This is a genomic window from Streptomyces sp. NPDC041191 (assembly GCF_055591945.1).
This window is the reverse complement of the sequence record NZ_JBVIZC010000001.1, coordinates 592,485-607,610: the sequence shown is the minus strand read 5'-3', so window position 1 is coordinate 607,610 and position 15,126 is coordinate 592,485. Positions and strand designations below refer to the sequence as shown.

General features: G+C 73.8%; 12 protein-coding genes. 6 read left to right on the top strand and 6 right to left on the bottom strand.

Annotated features, from left to right (window positions below; translation table 11 throughout):
- The first annotated feature begins 218 nt into the window (after window positions 1-218).
- On the top strand, window positions 219-1,781 hold the full coding sequence (locus ACZ6AQ_RS02720) for an RICIN domain-containing protein (RefSeq protein ID WP_468756939.1): 1,563 nt from the start codon (window positions 219-221) through the stop codon (window positions 1,779-1,781).
- Window positions 1,782-2,604: 823 nt separating this feature from the next.
- Here ACZ6AQ_RS02720 and ACZ6AQ_RS02715 read toward each other — a convergent pair.
- Window positions 2,605-3,021 (bottom strand): organic hydroperoxide resistance protein, encoded by a 417-nt coding sequence (locus ACZ6AQ_RS02715; RefSeq protein ID WP_468756938.1) that lies wholly within the window; start codon window positions 3,019-3,021, stop codon window positions 2,605-2,607.
- Window positions 3,022-3,127: 106 nt separating this feature from the next.
- Here ACZ6AQ_RS02715 and ACZ6AQ_RS02710 point away from each other — a divergent pair, with 106 nt between their 5' ends.
- Window positions 3,128-3,646 carry a MarR family winged helix-turn-helix transcriptional regulator gene (locus ACZ6AQ_RS02710; protein WP_468756936.1) on the top strand — a complete coding sequence of 173 codons (519 nt, stop codon included), beginning with the start codon at window positions 3,128-3,130 and terminating at the stop codon, window positions 3,644-3,646.
- Between the two features lie 52 nt (window positions 3,647-3,698).
- Here ACZ6AQ_RS02710 and ACZ6AQ_RS02705 read toward each other — a convergent pair whose 3' ends face one another.
- Window positions 3,699-5,282 carry a prenyltransferase/squalene oxidase repeat-containing protein gene (locus tag ACZ6AQ_RS02705; protein ID WP_468756935.1) on the bottom strand — a complete coding sequence of 528 codons (1,584 nt, stop codon included), beginning with the start codon at window positions 5,280-5,282 and terminating at the stop codon, window positions 3,699-3,701.
- Window positions 5,283-5,898: 616 nt separating this feature from the next.
- On the opposite strand from ACZ6AQ_RS02705, the gene ACZ6AQ_RS02700 reads away from it, so the two are divergent.
- Together ACZ6AQ_RS02700 and ACZ6AQ_RS02695 are read left to right on the top strand one after the other, a co-directional pair.
- Window positions 5,899-6,351 carry a GNAT family N-acetyltransferase gene (locus tag ACZ6AQ_RS02700; protein ID WP_388694651.1) on the top strand — a complete coding sequence of 151 codons (453 nt, stop codon included), beginning with the start codon at window positions 5,899-5,901 and terminating at the stop codon, window positions 6,349-6,351.
- On the top strand, window positions 6,348-7,610 hold the full coding sequence (locus tag ACZ6AQ_RS02695; protein WP_468756933.1) for an MFS transporter: 1,263 nt from the start codon (window positions 6,348-6,350) through the stop codon (window positions 7,608-7,610). Before ACZ6AQ_RS02700 ends, ACZ6AQ_RS02695 begins: the two co-directional genes overlap by 4 nt.
- Before the next feature lie 46 nt (window positions 7,611-7,656).
- Here the strand turns inward: ACZ6AQ_RS02695 and ACZ6AQ_RS02690 are convergent, their stop codons facing one another.
- The 3 genes from ACZ6AQ_RS02690 to ACZ6AQ_RS02680 form a co-directional block, all read right to left on the bottom strand.
- Entirely contained in the window at window positions 7,657-9,150 is a 1,494-nt protein-coding gene (locus tag ACZ6AQ_RS02690; RefSeq protein WP_468756931.1) for an acyl-CoA synthetase, read from the bottom strand.
- Window positions 9,151-9,302: 152 nt separating this feature from the next.
- Window positions 9,303-10,814: a sensor histidine kinase gene (locus tag ACZ6AQ_RS02685; protein WP_468756929.1), complete on the bottom strand. Its 1,512-nt coding sequence runs from the start codon at window positions 10,812-10,814 to the stop codon at window positions 9,303-9,305.
- A gap of 184 nt (window positions 10,815-10,998) precedes the next feature.
- Window positions 10,999-12,078 carry a rod shape-determining protein gene (locus ACZ6AQ_RS02680; protein WP_468756927.1) on the bottom strand — a complete coding sequence of 360 codons (1,080 nt, stop codon included), beginning with the start codon at window positions 12,076-12,078 and terminating at the stop codon, window positions 10,999-11,001.
- A 540-nt stretch (window positions 12,079-12,618) separates the two neighbouring features.
- On the opposite strand from ACZ6AQ_RS02680, the gene ACZ6AQ_RS02675 reads away from it, so the two are divergent.
- Entirely contained in the window at window positions 12,619-13,473 is an 855-nt protein-coding gene (locus tag ACZ6AQ_RS02675) for an SCO2400 family protein (RefSeq protein ID WP_468756925.1), read from the top strand.
- Between the two features lie 39 nt (window positions 13,474-13,512).
- Here ACZ6AQ_RS02675 and ACZ6AQ_RS02670 read toward each other — a convergent pair whose 3' ends face one another.
- Window positions 13,513-13,947 carry a MarR family winged helix-turn-helix transcriptional regulator gene (locus ACZ6AQ_RS02670; RefSeq protein ID WP_388694636.1) on the bottom strand — a complete coding sequence of 145 codons (435 nt, stop codon included), beginning with the start codon at window positions 13,945-13,947 and terminating at the stop codon, window positions 13,513-13,515.
- Window positions 13,948-14,049: 102 nt separating this feature from the next.
- Between ACZ6AQ_RS02670 and ACZ6AQ_RS02665 the strand changes: the two genes are divergently transcribed.
- Window positions 14,050-15,063: an NADP-dependent oxidoreductase gene (locus ACZ6AQ_RS02665; protein WP_468756924.1), complete on the top strand. Its 1,014-nt coding sequence runs from the start codon at window positions 14,050-14,052 to the stop codon at window positions 15,061-15,063.
- Window positions 15,064-15,126 lie beyond the last annotated feature (63 nt).

Genomic DNA, 15,126 nt, shown 5'->3' with positions numbered 1-15,126 from the left:
GTCGACTGGGAGATGCGTGCGGGAGCGTGCGCCCCGCGCGTGCTCCCGCACGCCTCTCCCCGCGAGCCGGCCCGCACCGTGAGTATGGGCCTGCTCGCCGGAACGATCACCGGTGAGCGGCGACGTCGGTCTGTTCGCCGGCGCCTCGTCCCGCCTGCGTCGCCGTGCATGCCGGGAATTCGTACCGGGTGCCGGTGGCGAGGCCCTATGAGAGGACCGTGTTGGCCACACCCCTGCGCACTCGCCTGACTCGCATCGCCACGCTCGGCACCGCGCTTCTCGCCGCCGTGACGGCCGTGCCGCTCACCGCGTCACCAGCCGCCGCCGCAAACCCGATCTGTCTGAGCGGAAAGCTCCTCTACGACTACCAGGCCGCCGAAGAGGGTCCGTCCAAGCCCACCCGGACCAAGCCCGTCCGCAACGCCAACCTCGAGTTGTGGGGCCGTGAGAAGCCCACCGACCCCGTGCGCCGGCTCAACAGCACGTCCTGGGACTACACCTCGGTCTACGACGGCTCCTTCAACCTCTGCCACACCCCCGTCACCACGACCACCATGAGCAGCATGTGGGTGCGGTTCGACGCCGAGAGCACCCGGCTGTGGAAGGTCGTGGACGCCAACGGTGCCACCTACACCATGAACTCGCCGGTGCGGCAGGACATCGCCGCGAGCACCTCCGTCGGTGACCTGAAGCCCTCAGCGCAGATCTCGCGGGCCTGGCACGCCTTCGACACCCTCAACTTGCTGTGGTGGGCCCGCGGGAACCCGGTCAGCGATTGCTGGAGCTCTCACGAGCCGAGCAACTGGGACTGCACCGAGCTCACCGTCAAGTGGTTCCCCGGTTCGACCGACGGGCCGGAGTACGGCCTCGACAACACCATCTATCTTCCCGATGCCGACCCCGACTCCGAGCACGTCGTCCTGCACGAGGGCGGCCACTTCCTGATGCACCGTATCTACAACGGCAACATGCCGTCCGCCGACAGCATCTGCTACCCGAACGTCATCTGGAAGGCCAGCTCCCGGCCCTGCGCGTGGGCCGAGGGCTTCGCCAACGCCACCGCCTCCTACCTGCTCGGCGACAACCGCTACGTCTGGGCGGACGGGAGCAGCAGTGAGTACGTCTACGGCGGCGGCTGGGACACCGGGGACAAGGTGCCCGGAAACGTGGCCGGCTCGCTGCTCGACCTCTGGCGGGGGGTCGACGGCGGATGGTGGGACGGCACCATCAAGACGCTGACCGCCAACGTCCCGGCCACCTTCGTCGAGTACTACAAGAACGCCCGGCCCGCCGCCAACCCGCCGCTGGCCACCACGGGAGCGGCGCTCGACAAGACGGCCCGGCACACCATCCACTACGCCGTGACGGTCGTGGGCGACGGCAATTACCACAGTCTGACCAACGGCAACAACCTCGCGCTGCGGCGGGCGGACGCGTGCTCGGTGGGAAACAGCAGCAGGACGAGCATGAGCCCCCTCGACACCTCCGTCCCCGAGCAGCGTTGGAAGCTGGACGCCAACGCGGACGGCACGGTGCGGATCACCGACGGCTGCCCCACCCCGCGGGCCCTCACGTCCAACGGGGAGTACAAATCGCTCGGCGTCCAGACGATCGCCCCCACGGATCCGAAGCAGAAGTGGACGCTCGCCCAGAACGACAGCGGCACCCTCACCCTCACCTGCCAGGCGACTGGCCGCGTCCTCACCACCGTGGGCAGTGAGACAACCGTCGAGCCGGCGAGCCCCACCATCAAGGCCCAACGCTGGGCCGTTCTCCCGTAGACGGCCACGACGGGCCGAAAGCCATTGCCTGGGAGGCGCAGCGGTCTCCACCCGCCCAGCAGATCGTGGCGGCCGCCGAATGGTGGAACGGTGCTTCAACCGCTCGAAGCAGTGGCGTGGCATTGCCATCCGTTGTAACAAGACCGCCCAGTCCTGCGAAGCAGCCGTCACCCTCGCATCACTCCTGATGTGGGCGTGACGTTTGACGACAGGGCCTAGGGCGTGTGGCGGGAAACCGTGCGGATGTTCCTGGTGCAGCCCACCGTCGCCCGGTAGCCTGAGGGGAGACGTAAGGCCGAGTGAACGGCCATAGAGGCTCCGCCCCGAACGCGAGGGGTGGAGCCTCTGCGCGTCGGAAGGAGAATCCGCTGTCCGCGAGTTCGCGGGATTCTCTTGAGCTGGGGCATTGAACTTCCGGCGTGGGCAGGGCCCCCGGTCGGGACGCTGTTGGGACACTGTTGGGACACAAGGACAAGAACGAACCGGCAAGGGCGGATAAGGAGTGGCGCGGTCCACCCCATCTGACCAGCCAAAACAGTAATCCTGAGTACTGAAAGGCAAAGGCCGCCAAGACCCTCGGAGGACTCATAATCCGTCGGCCGTGGGTTCGAGTCCCACCCGCCCCACCACCGGTCCGTGGTCGCAGGAAGGATTCCCCTGCGCCGCGGACTTTTCCGTTCCCACGGTGCCCCCCGTCCGGCCCGGGTTTTCGCAGTGACACGCCGGGGTCACCCGGATGCGCCTTCTCTGGCGGTCCCGTACGGCGCGGAGCCCCGGCGCGGGGCTCCGGGGCTTCCGTACGGCTCGTGCGAAGAGGGAACGGTTACTCCACGACCAGTTCGACCTCGATGTTGCCGCGGGTGGCCTTGGAGTACGGGCAGAAGGCGTGGGTCTTCTTCAGGAGGGCCAGGCCCGCCTCGCCCTGGAGGTGGTCCGGGAACTCGGCGCGCATGACGACCGAGAGGCCGAAGCCGTCGTCGGCGGGGTCCTTGCCGAGGGAGACCTCGGCGGTGATCGAGGCGTCCGAGACGTCGATCTTCTCCCGGCGGGCGATCACGCCCATAGCGCTGGCGAAGCAGGCCGCGTACCCGGCGGCGAAGAGCTGCTCGGGGTTGGTGCCCTCTCCGTTGCCGCCGAGGGCCTGGGGGTGGGCGAGCGGGAGGTCGAGCCGGCCGTCGGAGCTGATGGCCCGGCCCTCGCGGCCGTTGGCGGTGGCGACGGCGGTGTAGATCGCGTCCATGGTTCTTCCGTCCTGTCCTGGGGTGCGGTGGCCCTCTATTTGTAGCGCGCCATTGAGTTGTACACAACTCAATGGCGCGTGAAGGGGCCTCGCGTATCCTGGAGTCATGGAGACGCCCGACACCCTTCCCGATCTCTCCGGTCTTCCTGGTCTTCCCGGTCTTCCCGATGAGGACTTCCTCCGCCTCGACCGGCAGATCTGCTTCTCGCTGCACGCGGCGACCCGCGCCTTCAACGGCGTCTACCGCGAGGTCCTCAAGGAGCTCGGGCTCACCTACCCCCAATACCTCGTGATGCTCGTGCTCTGGGAGCACCGAGAACTGTCCGTGAAGGGGATAGGCGAGCGGGTGCGGCTCGACTCCGGGACCCTGTCGCCGCTGCTCAAACGGCTCGAAGCCGCCGGATACGTCGAGCGGCGGCGCAGCGCCGAGGACGAGCGGTCCGTCACCGTGCGCCTCACGGAGGCCGGCGCCGGGCTGCGGGAGAAGGCCCTCGGCGTGCCGCGCCGGATCGCCGCCGCCACCGGCCTGGACCTCGGGGACCTCCGTGACCTGCGCGAACGGCTCGACGCGCTGACCGCCCGGCTCGCCGCCGCCGACCCGGGGGACCTCTCCGGCTGCGCCTGAGCTTCCCCGCCGGGGGCTTTCCCGCCGTGCCCCGCGCGCCTCGCGGCCGTGTTCAGCGGCGCCCGACCGGCCTCGCCCGTACGTGGTTCAGGCCGAGGAGCACGCAGACGTCCGTCAGGAGCGGTACGTGGTAGGCGAGCGGCCGGGGGCCCGCCTGGTCCGGGCGCGAGCTGAAGCCGCCGTCCGGCCGCTGCCGTTCCAGGAGGTGCCGCGCCGCCCGCGCGGTGGCGCGCCGGGCGCCGGGCGCCCGCGCCACGGCGATCAGCGCGTACGCCGTGCTGATCGGGTCGGACGGGTCCGAGGGCACGTGCCCCCACCCGCCGTCCCCGTTCTGGGTGTCGAGCAGCCGCGCCACCGCCCGCTCCCGGGCCCGCGCGGACCCGGGAGCCAGGGGATGGCCGGGCGCCACGGCCCGGAAGGAGTCGTGGGCGAGGACGGTGCGGAAGAGGGCGTTGCTCTCGTTGAGGCTCCAGCTCCGCTCGCACGGCCCGGCGGCCTCCTCGCGGGCCGCGAGGAACCGGACGGCGGACCCGACCGCCGCGCGGTGCGCGGGCTCGGGGGCCAGCGCGTTCACCGCCGCCGCCGTTATGGCCACCTCCGACGCCGTGCCGCGCTCGAAGGTCGGGAAGCCGCCGTCCTCGCCCTGCCGGGCCAGCAGGTACCGCTCGCCGGCCGCCACCCCGGCCCCGTACCGCCCCGCCGCCCGCAGGAATTCCACGCAGTACGCCGTGTCGTCCACGTCGCTCTGCCCGACGCCCCGCTCGAAACCCCAGCCGCCGTCCGGGTTCTGGTGCCGCGACAGGGACGCCGCGAGCCTCCGCAGGACGGGGGCGGGCGCTCCCGCTCCGGCCAGGGCGAGGCCACCGGTCGCCGTCGCGAACACGTCCATGCCCGTGAGGAACGGCAGCCCGCCGTCCTCGGCCAGCGCCTCCCGCACCTCCCCCGCCCGCGCCCGGACGGCCGCCGCGTACCGGGGCCGCAGCCGCAGCGCGAGCAGGGCCAGGAGCCGGGCGAGGTGGTTGCCGTACGGGGGAGGGCCGGGCAGCGCGCAGGGTTCGAGGGTCCGCCAGTCGTCCTCGGTGACGAGCCGGGGGGAGTGCGTGCCGAAGGCGTACAGGACCTTCAGGGCGGCCATCTCCGTGATCAGCCAGCGCTGTTGGCCGCGCGCCTCGAAGAGGGAGGCGGGGGAGGGGAGTTCGGGGAAGGAGTGGGCGCCCAGCTCCGCCAGGACCGTGCGGAACATCAGGTGCTTGCGTCCGGCGGTGAAGTGGTCGAAGCCGCCGAGCAGCCGGGCCAGTGCCTCCCGCCCGTCCGCGTACTCACCGAGGGCGGCGCGGGCCGCCGCCTCCTGCACGGGGTCGGGGGCGCCCTCGTCCAGGGCGGTCTTCAGGCGGCGCCGGAGCCGTTCCTGGGCGTCCGGGTCCACGTCCGTCACCGTGAGCAGCCGCAGGGCCAGGGCCGACTCCAGGACCCGGCTGTCGCACGGGGCGCGCAGCAGTCCGTCCGGCCCGGCGGCGGCGAGCAGGCGGGCGGCGAGCCGGGTCCGGGCGCGGTCGAGCCGGTCCGTCCCGGCGGGCGGCGGGGGGCCGGGGACGGCGAGGGAGGCGCCGGGTAAGGGGGGTGCGCAGTGCGTCATGGAGGGGGTCCTTGGGGGAGGTCGTGCGGAAGGGAGGCGTATCCGTCCGGGCGCGGCCGGGCCGCCCGCCGCGTACCGCCGCGACGGGCGGCCGGTCCGGGCGGCCCGGCCGGGGCGTGGCCCACCCGTCCGCCCCGGACCGTCAGCCGTGGCCGGAGGTCCGCTCGGTCACCCCGTTCGCAGGGGTGTGCGAGAGAGGGCGTGCGGGGACGGAACGCGCGCCGGGGGCGTGCGGTTCTCGGGTGTGCGTGCTCATGTCCGCCGGTGGAAACGCGTCACCCTCGTTCCCGTGGTCGGCGTTCCGTCGCCGGGCAGGGGTGTCGCCTGCGAGGAGAGGCCGTTCGGAGGTGTTCCGGGAGCCCGCGCGGCCCTCCCGTGAAGGGGAGCCGGAGGCACGCCGAGGGTGACGCGTCGTGCTTGCATGATGACGAATCGTAAACCCCGTACCGATCTTCACCCTCCACGCGCCCTTCTGACGGGTCATCCCTCGAACCCCTCGGCGAATCGAGCGTTCGATTTCAGTCGGGCGTGTCCGGCCCCGGTGTTCCACCCCTCCCGGCCTCCCGGCCGGAAAACTGTAAGGAGCCAGCTCCTTCTCCGCCCCTATACTCGCTCCATGTCCGACATCACCGTCCGGCGCGCCACCGCCGACGACTCACGGCGTCTCACCCGGCTGGTACGGGGCTCCCGGGCCTACCGGGGGGACTACGCCGCCATGGTCGAGGGGTACCGGGTCGGCGGTTCGTACATCGAGCACCACGCCGTCTTCGTCGCCGCCGACGGGGGCGGAGAGGGGCGCGTCCTCGGGTTCTACGCGCTGCTGGTCGACGAGGCCGAACTGGACCTCGCGTTCGTCGCCGACGAGGCCCAGGGGCTCGGCATCGGGCGCCTCCTCATGGAGCACATGACCGCACGGGCCAGGGCCGCCGGACTCGGCTCCGTGAAGGTCGTCGCGCACCCGCCCGCCGAGGAGTTCTACCTGCGCACCGGCGCCGTCCGCACCGGCACCGTCCCGCCCTCCGGCCGCGTCCACTGGGAGCGTCCCGAACTGCGGTACGACGTCGCGTGACCGCCACCGACGCACGCGAGCGCGAGCGGGTACGGCGGCGGGTCCTCGCGGACCTCACCCCTCTGCGCACCTCCGCGCACTTCCGCCGCCTCTGGTTCGGGAACACCGTCTCCTGGGTCGGACAGGGCATGACCGCCCTCGCCATCTCCCTCCAGGTGTACGACCTCACCCGCTCGCCCTTCTCCGTCGGGCTCGTCGGGCTGTTCTCCCTCGTCCCGCTCGTCGTCTTCGGCCTGTACGGCGGCGCCGTCGCCGACACCGTCGACCGCCGCAGGCTCGGCCTCGTGGCCGCCGCGGGCTCCGCCGCCCTCTCCGTGTCCCTGGCCGCCGCCGCGTTCGCCGGCTTCCACCGGGTCGGGTTCCTGTACGGGGTCGTCGCCCTCCAGGCCGTGTGCGCCGCGCTCAACGCGCCCGCCCGCAGCGCGATGATCCCCCGGCTCCTGCCGCCCGAACAGCTGCCCGCCGCCAACGCGCTGAACTCGATGGTCACCACCTTCGGCACCCTCGTCGGCCCCAGCCTCGGCGGGCTGATCGTCGGATTCGCCGGTTACCAGACCGCCTACCTCGTCGACGCCGTCGCCTTCACCGCGAGCCTGTACGCGATGTGGCGGCTGCCGCCGATGCTCCCGGACCGCCGGAAGGGCCGGCGCGCCTCGGTCCTCGACGGGCTGCGCTTCCTCGCCACCCGCCCCAACCTGCGCATGACGTTCTTCTCGGACTTCTGCGCGATGATCCTCGCCCACCCCCGCGCCCTGTTCCCGGCCGTCGCCGTGCTCTGGTACGGGGGCGACGCGAAGACCACCGGACTCCTCGTCGTCGCGCCCGCGTGCGGGGCGCTCCTCGGCGGGGTCCTGTCCGGCTGGCAGGGCCGCGTCCGGCACCACGGGCGGGCGATCCTGCTCGCGGTCGCCTGCTGGGGCACCGCCGTCGCCGTCTTCGGGCTGACCCGGAACCTCTGGCTCGGGCTGCTGTTCCTGGCCCTCGCCGGATACTCCGACACCGTCTCGATGATCTTCCGGAACACGATGATGCAGGTCGCGGCCCCGGACGAGATGCGCGGCCGGCTCCAGGGCGTCTTCATCGCGGTCGTCGCGGGAGGGCCCCGCCTCGGGGACTTCCTCGCGGGGTCGGTGGCGGACCTGACCTCCCCGGCCGTCGCCGTCACCGGCGGCGGGATCGCCTGTGTCGTCGCCGTCGGACTGCTCGCCCTGTACGGGCGCGGATTCCGCCGCTACGACGCCCTCGCCCCGACGCCGTGACCGGCCGCCGGGCCCGCTCCCGGCGCCCCCTCGGCCGGCCGTGCGCTCAACCGGCCGGCGGCAGCGCCTTCTTCAGGACCTTGCCCAGGTCGTTGCGGGGGAGGGCGTCCAGGTAGCGCACCGTCCGGGGCCGCTTGTGCGGGGCGAGGAGCCCGGCCACGTGGTCCGCCAGCTCCGCCCCGCCCGGCGGCCGCGCCGCGTCGGCGGGCACCACCCAGGCCACGATCCGCTCGCCCAGGTCCGGGTCGGGCTCGCCGGTGACGGCCGCCTCCCGCACCCCCGGGTGGTCGAGGAGCGCGTTCTCGATCTCGCCCGCCCCGATCTTGTGCCCGCCGCTCTTGATCAGGTCGGTCGCCTTCCGGCCCACCAGGCGGACCGTCCCGTCGGACTCCCGCACGGCCATGTCGCCGGTGCGGAACCAGTCGCCGTCGAAGGCCGCCGCCGTCGCCTCCGGCCGGTTCAGGTAGCCGGAGAAGAGGTTCGGGCCGCGCACCTGCACCTCGCCCACCGCCTCCCCGTCGTACGCGCCGAGCACCGAACCGTCCTCGTCCACGAGGCGCAGGTCCACACCGGGCAGCGGGGTCCCGACCGTCCCCGGCCGGGGCCTCCCGCCCGGCCGGACGCTGGTGTTCATGAGCGTCTCGGTCATCCCGTACCGCTCCACGACCGTCCGGCCCGTCGCCGCCGCGATCCGCTCGTGGTCGTGGACCGGGAGCGCCGCCGAGCCCGACACGAGGAGCCGCGCCCCGGCGAGCGCCCGGACCAGTGCCCCGTCGCCGGAGAGCGCGTCCGCGAGCCGGTGGTACATGGTCGGCACGCCGAACAGCATCGTGCCCCCGGCCTCCAGCCCCCGTGCCACGCCCTCCACCGAGAACGCGCCCAGGTGCCGGACTTCGCCGCCCCGCCGCAGCGGGCCCAGGACGCCGAGGACGAGTCCGTGGACGTGGAACAGCGGCAGCGCGTGCACCAGGACGTCGTCGGCCGTCCACGCCCAGGCCCCGGCCAGCGCGTCGAGGGAGGCGGCGACCGCCCGGCGGGAGAGCAGGACCCCCTTCGGCGGGCCCGTGGTGCCGGAGGTGTAGACGATCAGGGCCGGGGACTCGGGGTCGATCCCGCCGTCACCGGGCACGGACGCCTCCGGGACCGGGACCGGGGCCGGGACGACAGAGCCCCCCTCCGTCTCCACGTCGAGCCGGGGCAGCCCCGCGAGCGCCGCCGGCGGCTCGTCCTCCGCGCCCGCGAGGAGCAGGGCGGGCTCGCTGTCCGCGAGGATGTGCGCCAGCTCCCGCTCCCCGACGCGCGGGTTGAGCGGTACGACGGGCACGCCCGCGAGCAGCGCCGCCACCACGGCCACCGCCGTCCGCGCGGTCGGCGTGGCCCAGACGGCGACCCGCCGGGCCCCCGCGATCCGGGCGGCCAGGGAGGCGGCGGTCCGGGCCAGCTCCCCGTACGTCAGCGTCCCGGCCGTCGCGGGGTCCGCGCCGAAGCGCAGCGCGGGCCGGGCGGAACCGTCTCTCAGGGCGGGGAAGAACGCACTCACCGGCGGTACTCCTCGGGTCGCGGTCGGGGGCGGGGCTGCCGGAAGGCATTCTGCCGGGACCGGGACCGGGACCGGGGCGGGGGGCGGGACCGGGAACGGGAACAGGAGTGGGAGCGGGAGCGGAAAGGGGGACGGACATCCGCACGAACTGCTCAGGGCCAGGTCACCACGGTCGGCGGGGTCCCGTCGTCCTCGGTCCGCAGCCGTACGCCCCCGTCCCCGGCCGACACCTCGACGGTGAACGCGCCGGTCCCGGGCCGCCGGTGCGCCGCCGCGAGCGCGCCGCGCAGGGCGGCGAGGAGCTTCCCGGCGGTCTCGTCGTCCACGAGGGCGTCCACCGCGCCGGAGAAGCGCACGGACGGCTGGAAACCGAGCAGGGCCGCGGCCCCGCCGGTCTCGCGGAGCACCCGCCCCCGGAAGGTCGTCGGAGCGTCCGCCGGCGGCTGCTGGAGCGCGAAGATGGCCGTACGGACCTCCCGGATCGTGGAGTCCAGCTCGTCCACCGCCCGGCTCAGCAACGCGTCCTCCTCGGAGGAGCCCGCCGCCCGCCGCCGGGTCGACTCCAGCATCATCTCCGTGGCGAACAGCCGCTGGACGACCAGGTCGTGCAGGTCCCGGGCGATCCGGTCCCGGTCCTCGTACACCGCGAGGCGCTCCCGGTCGTGCCGCGCGTCCGCGAGGACGAGCGCGAGCGCCGCCTGCGAGGCGAACTGCGAGGCGAGGAGCCGGTCCGCCGCCGAGTACGGCGGGTCGCCGCGCCGCCGGGGGAGGGCGAGGGTGCCGATGAGCTCCCCGCCGCTCCGCAGCGGCAGCATCATCGACGGGCCGAACCGGGACCGGACGGGGGTGGTCATCCGCGGGTCGGTCGCCGAGTCCTCGACGAAGACGGGTTCGCCGCCGAGCAGCTGGACGAGCACGGGGGAGCCGGGCTCGATCGTCGTGCCGATCAGGTCGCCCGGGTCGTCCGGGGTCGAGGCGGCGACGATCTTCATCCCGCCCTCCGGGGTGGGCTGGAGCACGACCCCGGCCGAGGCGCCGGCCAGGACGCGGGCCTGCTCGGCGACGGTGGTCAGGGCGTTCTCGGCGGACGCGCCGGTGAGCAGGGCCGTGGTCACCGCGGCCGCGCCCTCGATCCAGCGCTCCCGCTGCCGGGCCGTCTCGTACAGACGGGCGTTGCCGATGGCGATCCCGGCCTGCGACGCGAGGACCCGGAGCAGGGCCCGGTCCTCCTCGGTGAAGCGGCCCGCGCGCTTCTCGACGAGGTACAGGTGGCCGAAGACCTGCGAGTGGACCCGGATCGGAATGCTCAGGGAGGCGCCCCCCTCCGGGGTCCGGTCGGGTCCGGAGAGCCCGGCGGGTCCGTCGGGTCCGGCGGGTCCGGCGGGGAGGCGGTCGACGCGGCGCCGTTCCTCCTCCGTCATGCCGGTGGTGAAGAGTTCGGCGAGCCGGTGGCGTTCGGGGTCGAGGACCACGAGCGCCCCCCGGCGGGCGCCGGTCAGCCCGGTGGCGGCGTCGACGATGTGCTGGAGCGTGGCGCCCAGTTCGAGGTCCGTGCCGATGCCGAGGACCGCTTCGAGCAGCATGGGCAGACGGGGCGGACGGAGCGCGTCCTCGTCCGGACCCGCGGGGAAACCCTCGCCCCGGCCCTCATCCATGAGCGTCATGGCCTCATTGTCGTACGCGTCGGTCGCTTCCGGCGGTTCGTGTACACCCGGACCGGTGGACGCCCGGGTCGGTGGACGTCCGGGTCGGCGGGCGTCCGTACCGGTGGCCACCCGTGCCGGTGGCCACCCGTGCCGGTGGCCACCCGTGCCGGTGGACGTCCCCGGGCCGTGCGCGCCCGGGGGCTCACTCCGCGTCGGCGGTGGCCTCGTCGAAGTCGAAGGTGTCCCGGACCACCAGCGGGTCCAGGACCATCGGCTGGACCTTGCCCTCCAGCATGGCGCCCAGTCCCAGGACCGCGCACACGTCGGGCTGCTCGGCGATCCGCACCGGCATCCCGGTCGCCTCGTGCACCATCTGGTCGAGCCCCGGCAGCAGGGCGGAGCCGCCGACCATCGTGATCCCGCAGTCCGCGAGGTCCGCCACCAGGTCCGGCGGGCAGTCCCGCAGCACCTTGCCGATGGCGTCGAGGACCGCCGTCAGCGGGGCGTGGAGGGCCTCCCGCACGGCGGCGGTCTCCACCGTCACCGAACGGGCCAGGCCGGTGGCGACGTCCCGGCCGTGGATCTCGGTACGGCTGGGGCCGTCGTCCGTCAGGCCGTTGCCGCTCAGGGCCAGCTGCAGCGGGCGCACCGACTGGCTCGGCAGCATCAGCTCGTGGTGGTGGCGCAGGTGCTGGACGACGGCGCGGTCGATGGCGTCACCGCCGATCGGGATGCGCTCCGCCGTGACGATCGAGCCCAGCGAGAGCACCGCGATCTGGGTGGTCGCCGCCCCGCAGACCATGATCATGGTCGCGGTCGGCTGCTCGACGGGCAGCCCGCAGCCCACGGCTGCCGCGATCAGGGTGTCCACCAGCTCGACCCGGCGCGCCCCCAGACCGACCAGGGTCTCCACGGTGGCGCGCTGCGCCAGCGGGTCGCTGTCGTGCGGGGTGGACGCGGCCGCGCGCAGCCGGGGCTTGCGGCGCAGCTGCCGGCGCAGCTTCTCGCCGAGGAGGTGACGGAGCATCCGCTGTGCCATCTCGATGTCGACGACCGTGCCGCCGGAGACCGGGCGCACGACCCGGATGTAGTCGGGGGTGCGGCCGGTCATCTTCTCGGCGAGCGTGCCGACGGCGATCAGCGCGCCGGTACGGGTGTTGACGGCGGCGACGCTCGGCTCGTCGACGACGAGCCCGGCGCCCTTGACGAAGACCCGGGTGCGGGCGGCACCCAGGTCGACGGCGACATGGCAACGACGCAGCTGCTCCAGGCTGACGGTCATGGCGGATCCTCCGGAGTGCGGTGCTGGCACGGGCGGGATGGTGCACGGTCCTGTTCGCATCGTCCGGCCGGCCGGGCCGCGGCGCGCGCTGGGATGCGCCGCCCGGGGCTCCGGAGCTCCCGGAGCCCCGGAGCTCCCGGAAGCGGGGAGGTGCCCGGAGGCCGGCCCCTCCGAAGCGGCGCGGGTTTCCGTGGCGTTCCTTCCGGGGACGGCGGGGACGCCGGGGATGTTCGGGGTGTTCCTCCCCGGGAGGCCCGGGAGGCCCGGGAGGCCCGGGAGGCCCGGGACGGCGGGGACGGCGGGGACGGCGGGGATGTCCGGGGGTGTTCCTGGCCGGGACGGCGGGAGTGTCCGGGGTGTTCCTGCCCGGGGCGGCGGAGCGTTCCCGGAGTCGGTCCTCCGGCGGGAGAGTGTTCCGGAGATGATCCTTCCCGAAGCGGGAGAATCGCGACGCACCGCCTCCGACCTGCGGGTTCCTCACAGAATCCTCACCTCCGTGCCTACCTGGCGCCGTGCCGGGACGCATAGCCTGCGGACTCCATGGACTACTGCCACGCGTGCCGACGGCATCTCAACGGGGCCCTCGCCTGCGCCGGGTGCGGGACTCCCGTCGAGGAACTGCGGCACGGGACCCCCCGCGCTCCCGTCCACCCGGGGACTCCGGCCGCCGAACCCGAGCAGGTCTACGAACTGGACCTGATCGAGCCGCCGCGTCCGGCCGCAGGGGGGCGCCGCGCCGCGCGCCGACGGTCGCGGTCGCGGGGGCGTGCCGCTCTGGCGGGGGCGACGGGGCTGGTGCTCGCGGCCGGGGCGATGGGCCTGGCCTGGCCGGCCCTGGAGGGGTCGCCGTCCGGCGGTGCCGCCACGGCCGTCGAGGAGCTGGAGGTCACCGAAACCCCGCTGCCGAGCGAGCCCGCCGAGAGCTCCGGGCCACCGGACGGTTCGCGCCCGGAGCCGGTCACGGACGCGCCGGGTTCCGCGCCCACCCGCTCCCGCCCGGCCGGTGCGAACGCCGGGGCGGGACCGGTGGCGGGTACGGCGCCGGCCACCGGCGGCGGCTCGGGCGGCGGTTCGGACAGCCACGGCGCGGACGGCGGCAGCGGTCCGGGCGGCTCCGGAACCGGACGGGGCTCCGGAACCGGTCCGGGGCGGGGGAGCGAACGCACCCCCACGCGTTCCCCGGCGGACGCCGCTCCGTCCTCTCCGCCCGCCACCGTCCCGTCCGCGACGCCGGGCGACCCGACGCCCTCCCTCACGGGAGCACCCGGCGCGCCCGCGCCCTCGGCCCCGGCCACCGGTCCCGCGCCGAGCGTCCCCCCTGCCTCGACGCCGACGTCCGCACCGACCCCGAGTCCGACGCCGACCTGTACCCGTTTCCTCTGGTGGTGCGTGTAGCCGGGATCTCCGGCCGGACGGGCGCGGAGCGCGCCCCGGTTACGCCGGGCCCTCGCCCAGCATCCGTCTCAGCAGGTCCCGCAGCAGGGTCCGCTCGACATCGGTCAGCTCGCCGAGCGGCTCGCGCGCGAAGTCGAGCGACTCGCGCAACCGGCGGGCGGTGGCCCGGCCCTCGTCCGTGGGGGCGGCCAGCTTGACCCGCCGGTCGTCCGGGGCGGCCCGGCGCTCCACGAGGCCGCGCGCCTCCAGGCGGTCGACTATCCCGGTGACGTTGGACGGCTCGCACTTCAGTTTCTGGGCGATGCGGCGCATCGGCAGCGGTTCGAGGGAGAGCAGGCCGAGGACACGAGCCTGGGCGCCGGTCAGCGAGTGCTCCGCGGCCACCTGCTCGTACTCCTCGTGGTAACGCGCCACGACCGTGCCGATCAGCTCGACGACTTCGAGGGTGAGGGGGTCCGTGCGTGAGGTGGCCATGGGGACATCCTACCCGGATGCTTGACAACGTGAAATATCAAGAGGCATGGTTGTTTCAGGCAGTGAATCTTTTTCGACCTGAAGCTTCCTGGAGGCCGCACCATGACCGATCTTCCCGCTTCCAGCCGTGAGTGGCACCTCGTCGCCCGTCCGCACGGCTGGCCCGCTCCCGCGGACTTCGCCCTGCGCGAGACCCCGGTGACCGAGCCCGCCGAGGGGCGCGTCCTCGTGCGCAACCTGCACTTCTCCGTCGATCCGTACATGCGCGGCCGGATGAACGACGTGAAGTCGTACGTCCCGCCCTTCAAGCTCGACCACCCCATGGACGGCGGTGCGGTCGGCGAGGTCGTCGCCTCCAACGCCGAGGGCTTCGCCGTCGGCGACCACGTGCTGCACGGCCTCGGCTGGCGCGAGTACGCCGACGTGCCCGCCCGGCACGCGACCAAGGTCGACCCGGACCTCGCCCCCCTCTCCGCCTACCTCGGCGTGCTCGGCATGACCGGCCTCACCGCCTACGCCGGACTCTTCGAGGTCGCCTCCTTCAAGGAGGGCGACGCTGTCTTCGTCTCCGGCGCGGCCGGCGCCGTGGGCAGCCAGGTCGGCCAGATGGCCCGCCTCAAGGGCGCCTCCCGGGTCATCGGCTCGGCCGGTTCCGAGGAGAAGGTCAAGTGGCTGGTCGAGGAGCTGGGCTTCGACGCCGCCTTCAACTACAAGGACGGCCCGGTCAAGGACCAGCTCCGCGAGGCCGCCCCGGACGGCATCGACGTGTACTTCGACAACGTCGGCGGGGACCACCTCGAAGCCGCGATCTCCTCGTTCAACGTGCACGGCCGCGCCACCATCTGCGGCATGATCGCCCAGTACAACGACACCGAGCCGACCCCCGGCCCGCGCAACATGGCGCTGATCATCGGCAAGCGCCTGCGCCTCCAGGGCATGCTGGTCGGCGACCACTACGACCTCCAGGAGCAGTTCGTCCAGGAGGTCGGCGGCTGGCTCGCCGCCGGTGAGCTGAAGCACCGCGAGACCTTCGTCGAGGGCATCGAGAACGGCGTGGACGCCTTCCTCGGACTGCTGCGCGGCGACAACACCGGAAAGATGATCGTCTCGGTGTGACCGGTGCGACCCGCTAGGCTTCCCCCAGCCGTCGCGATCGTGGGCGCGAGTCGCGGCGAACCG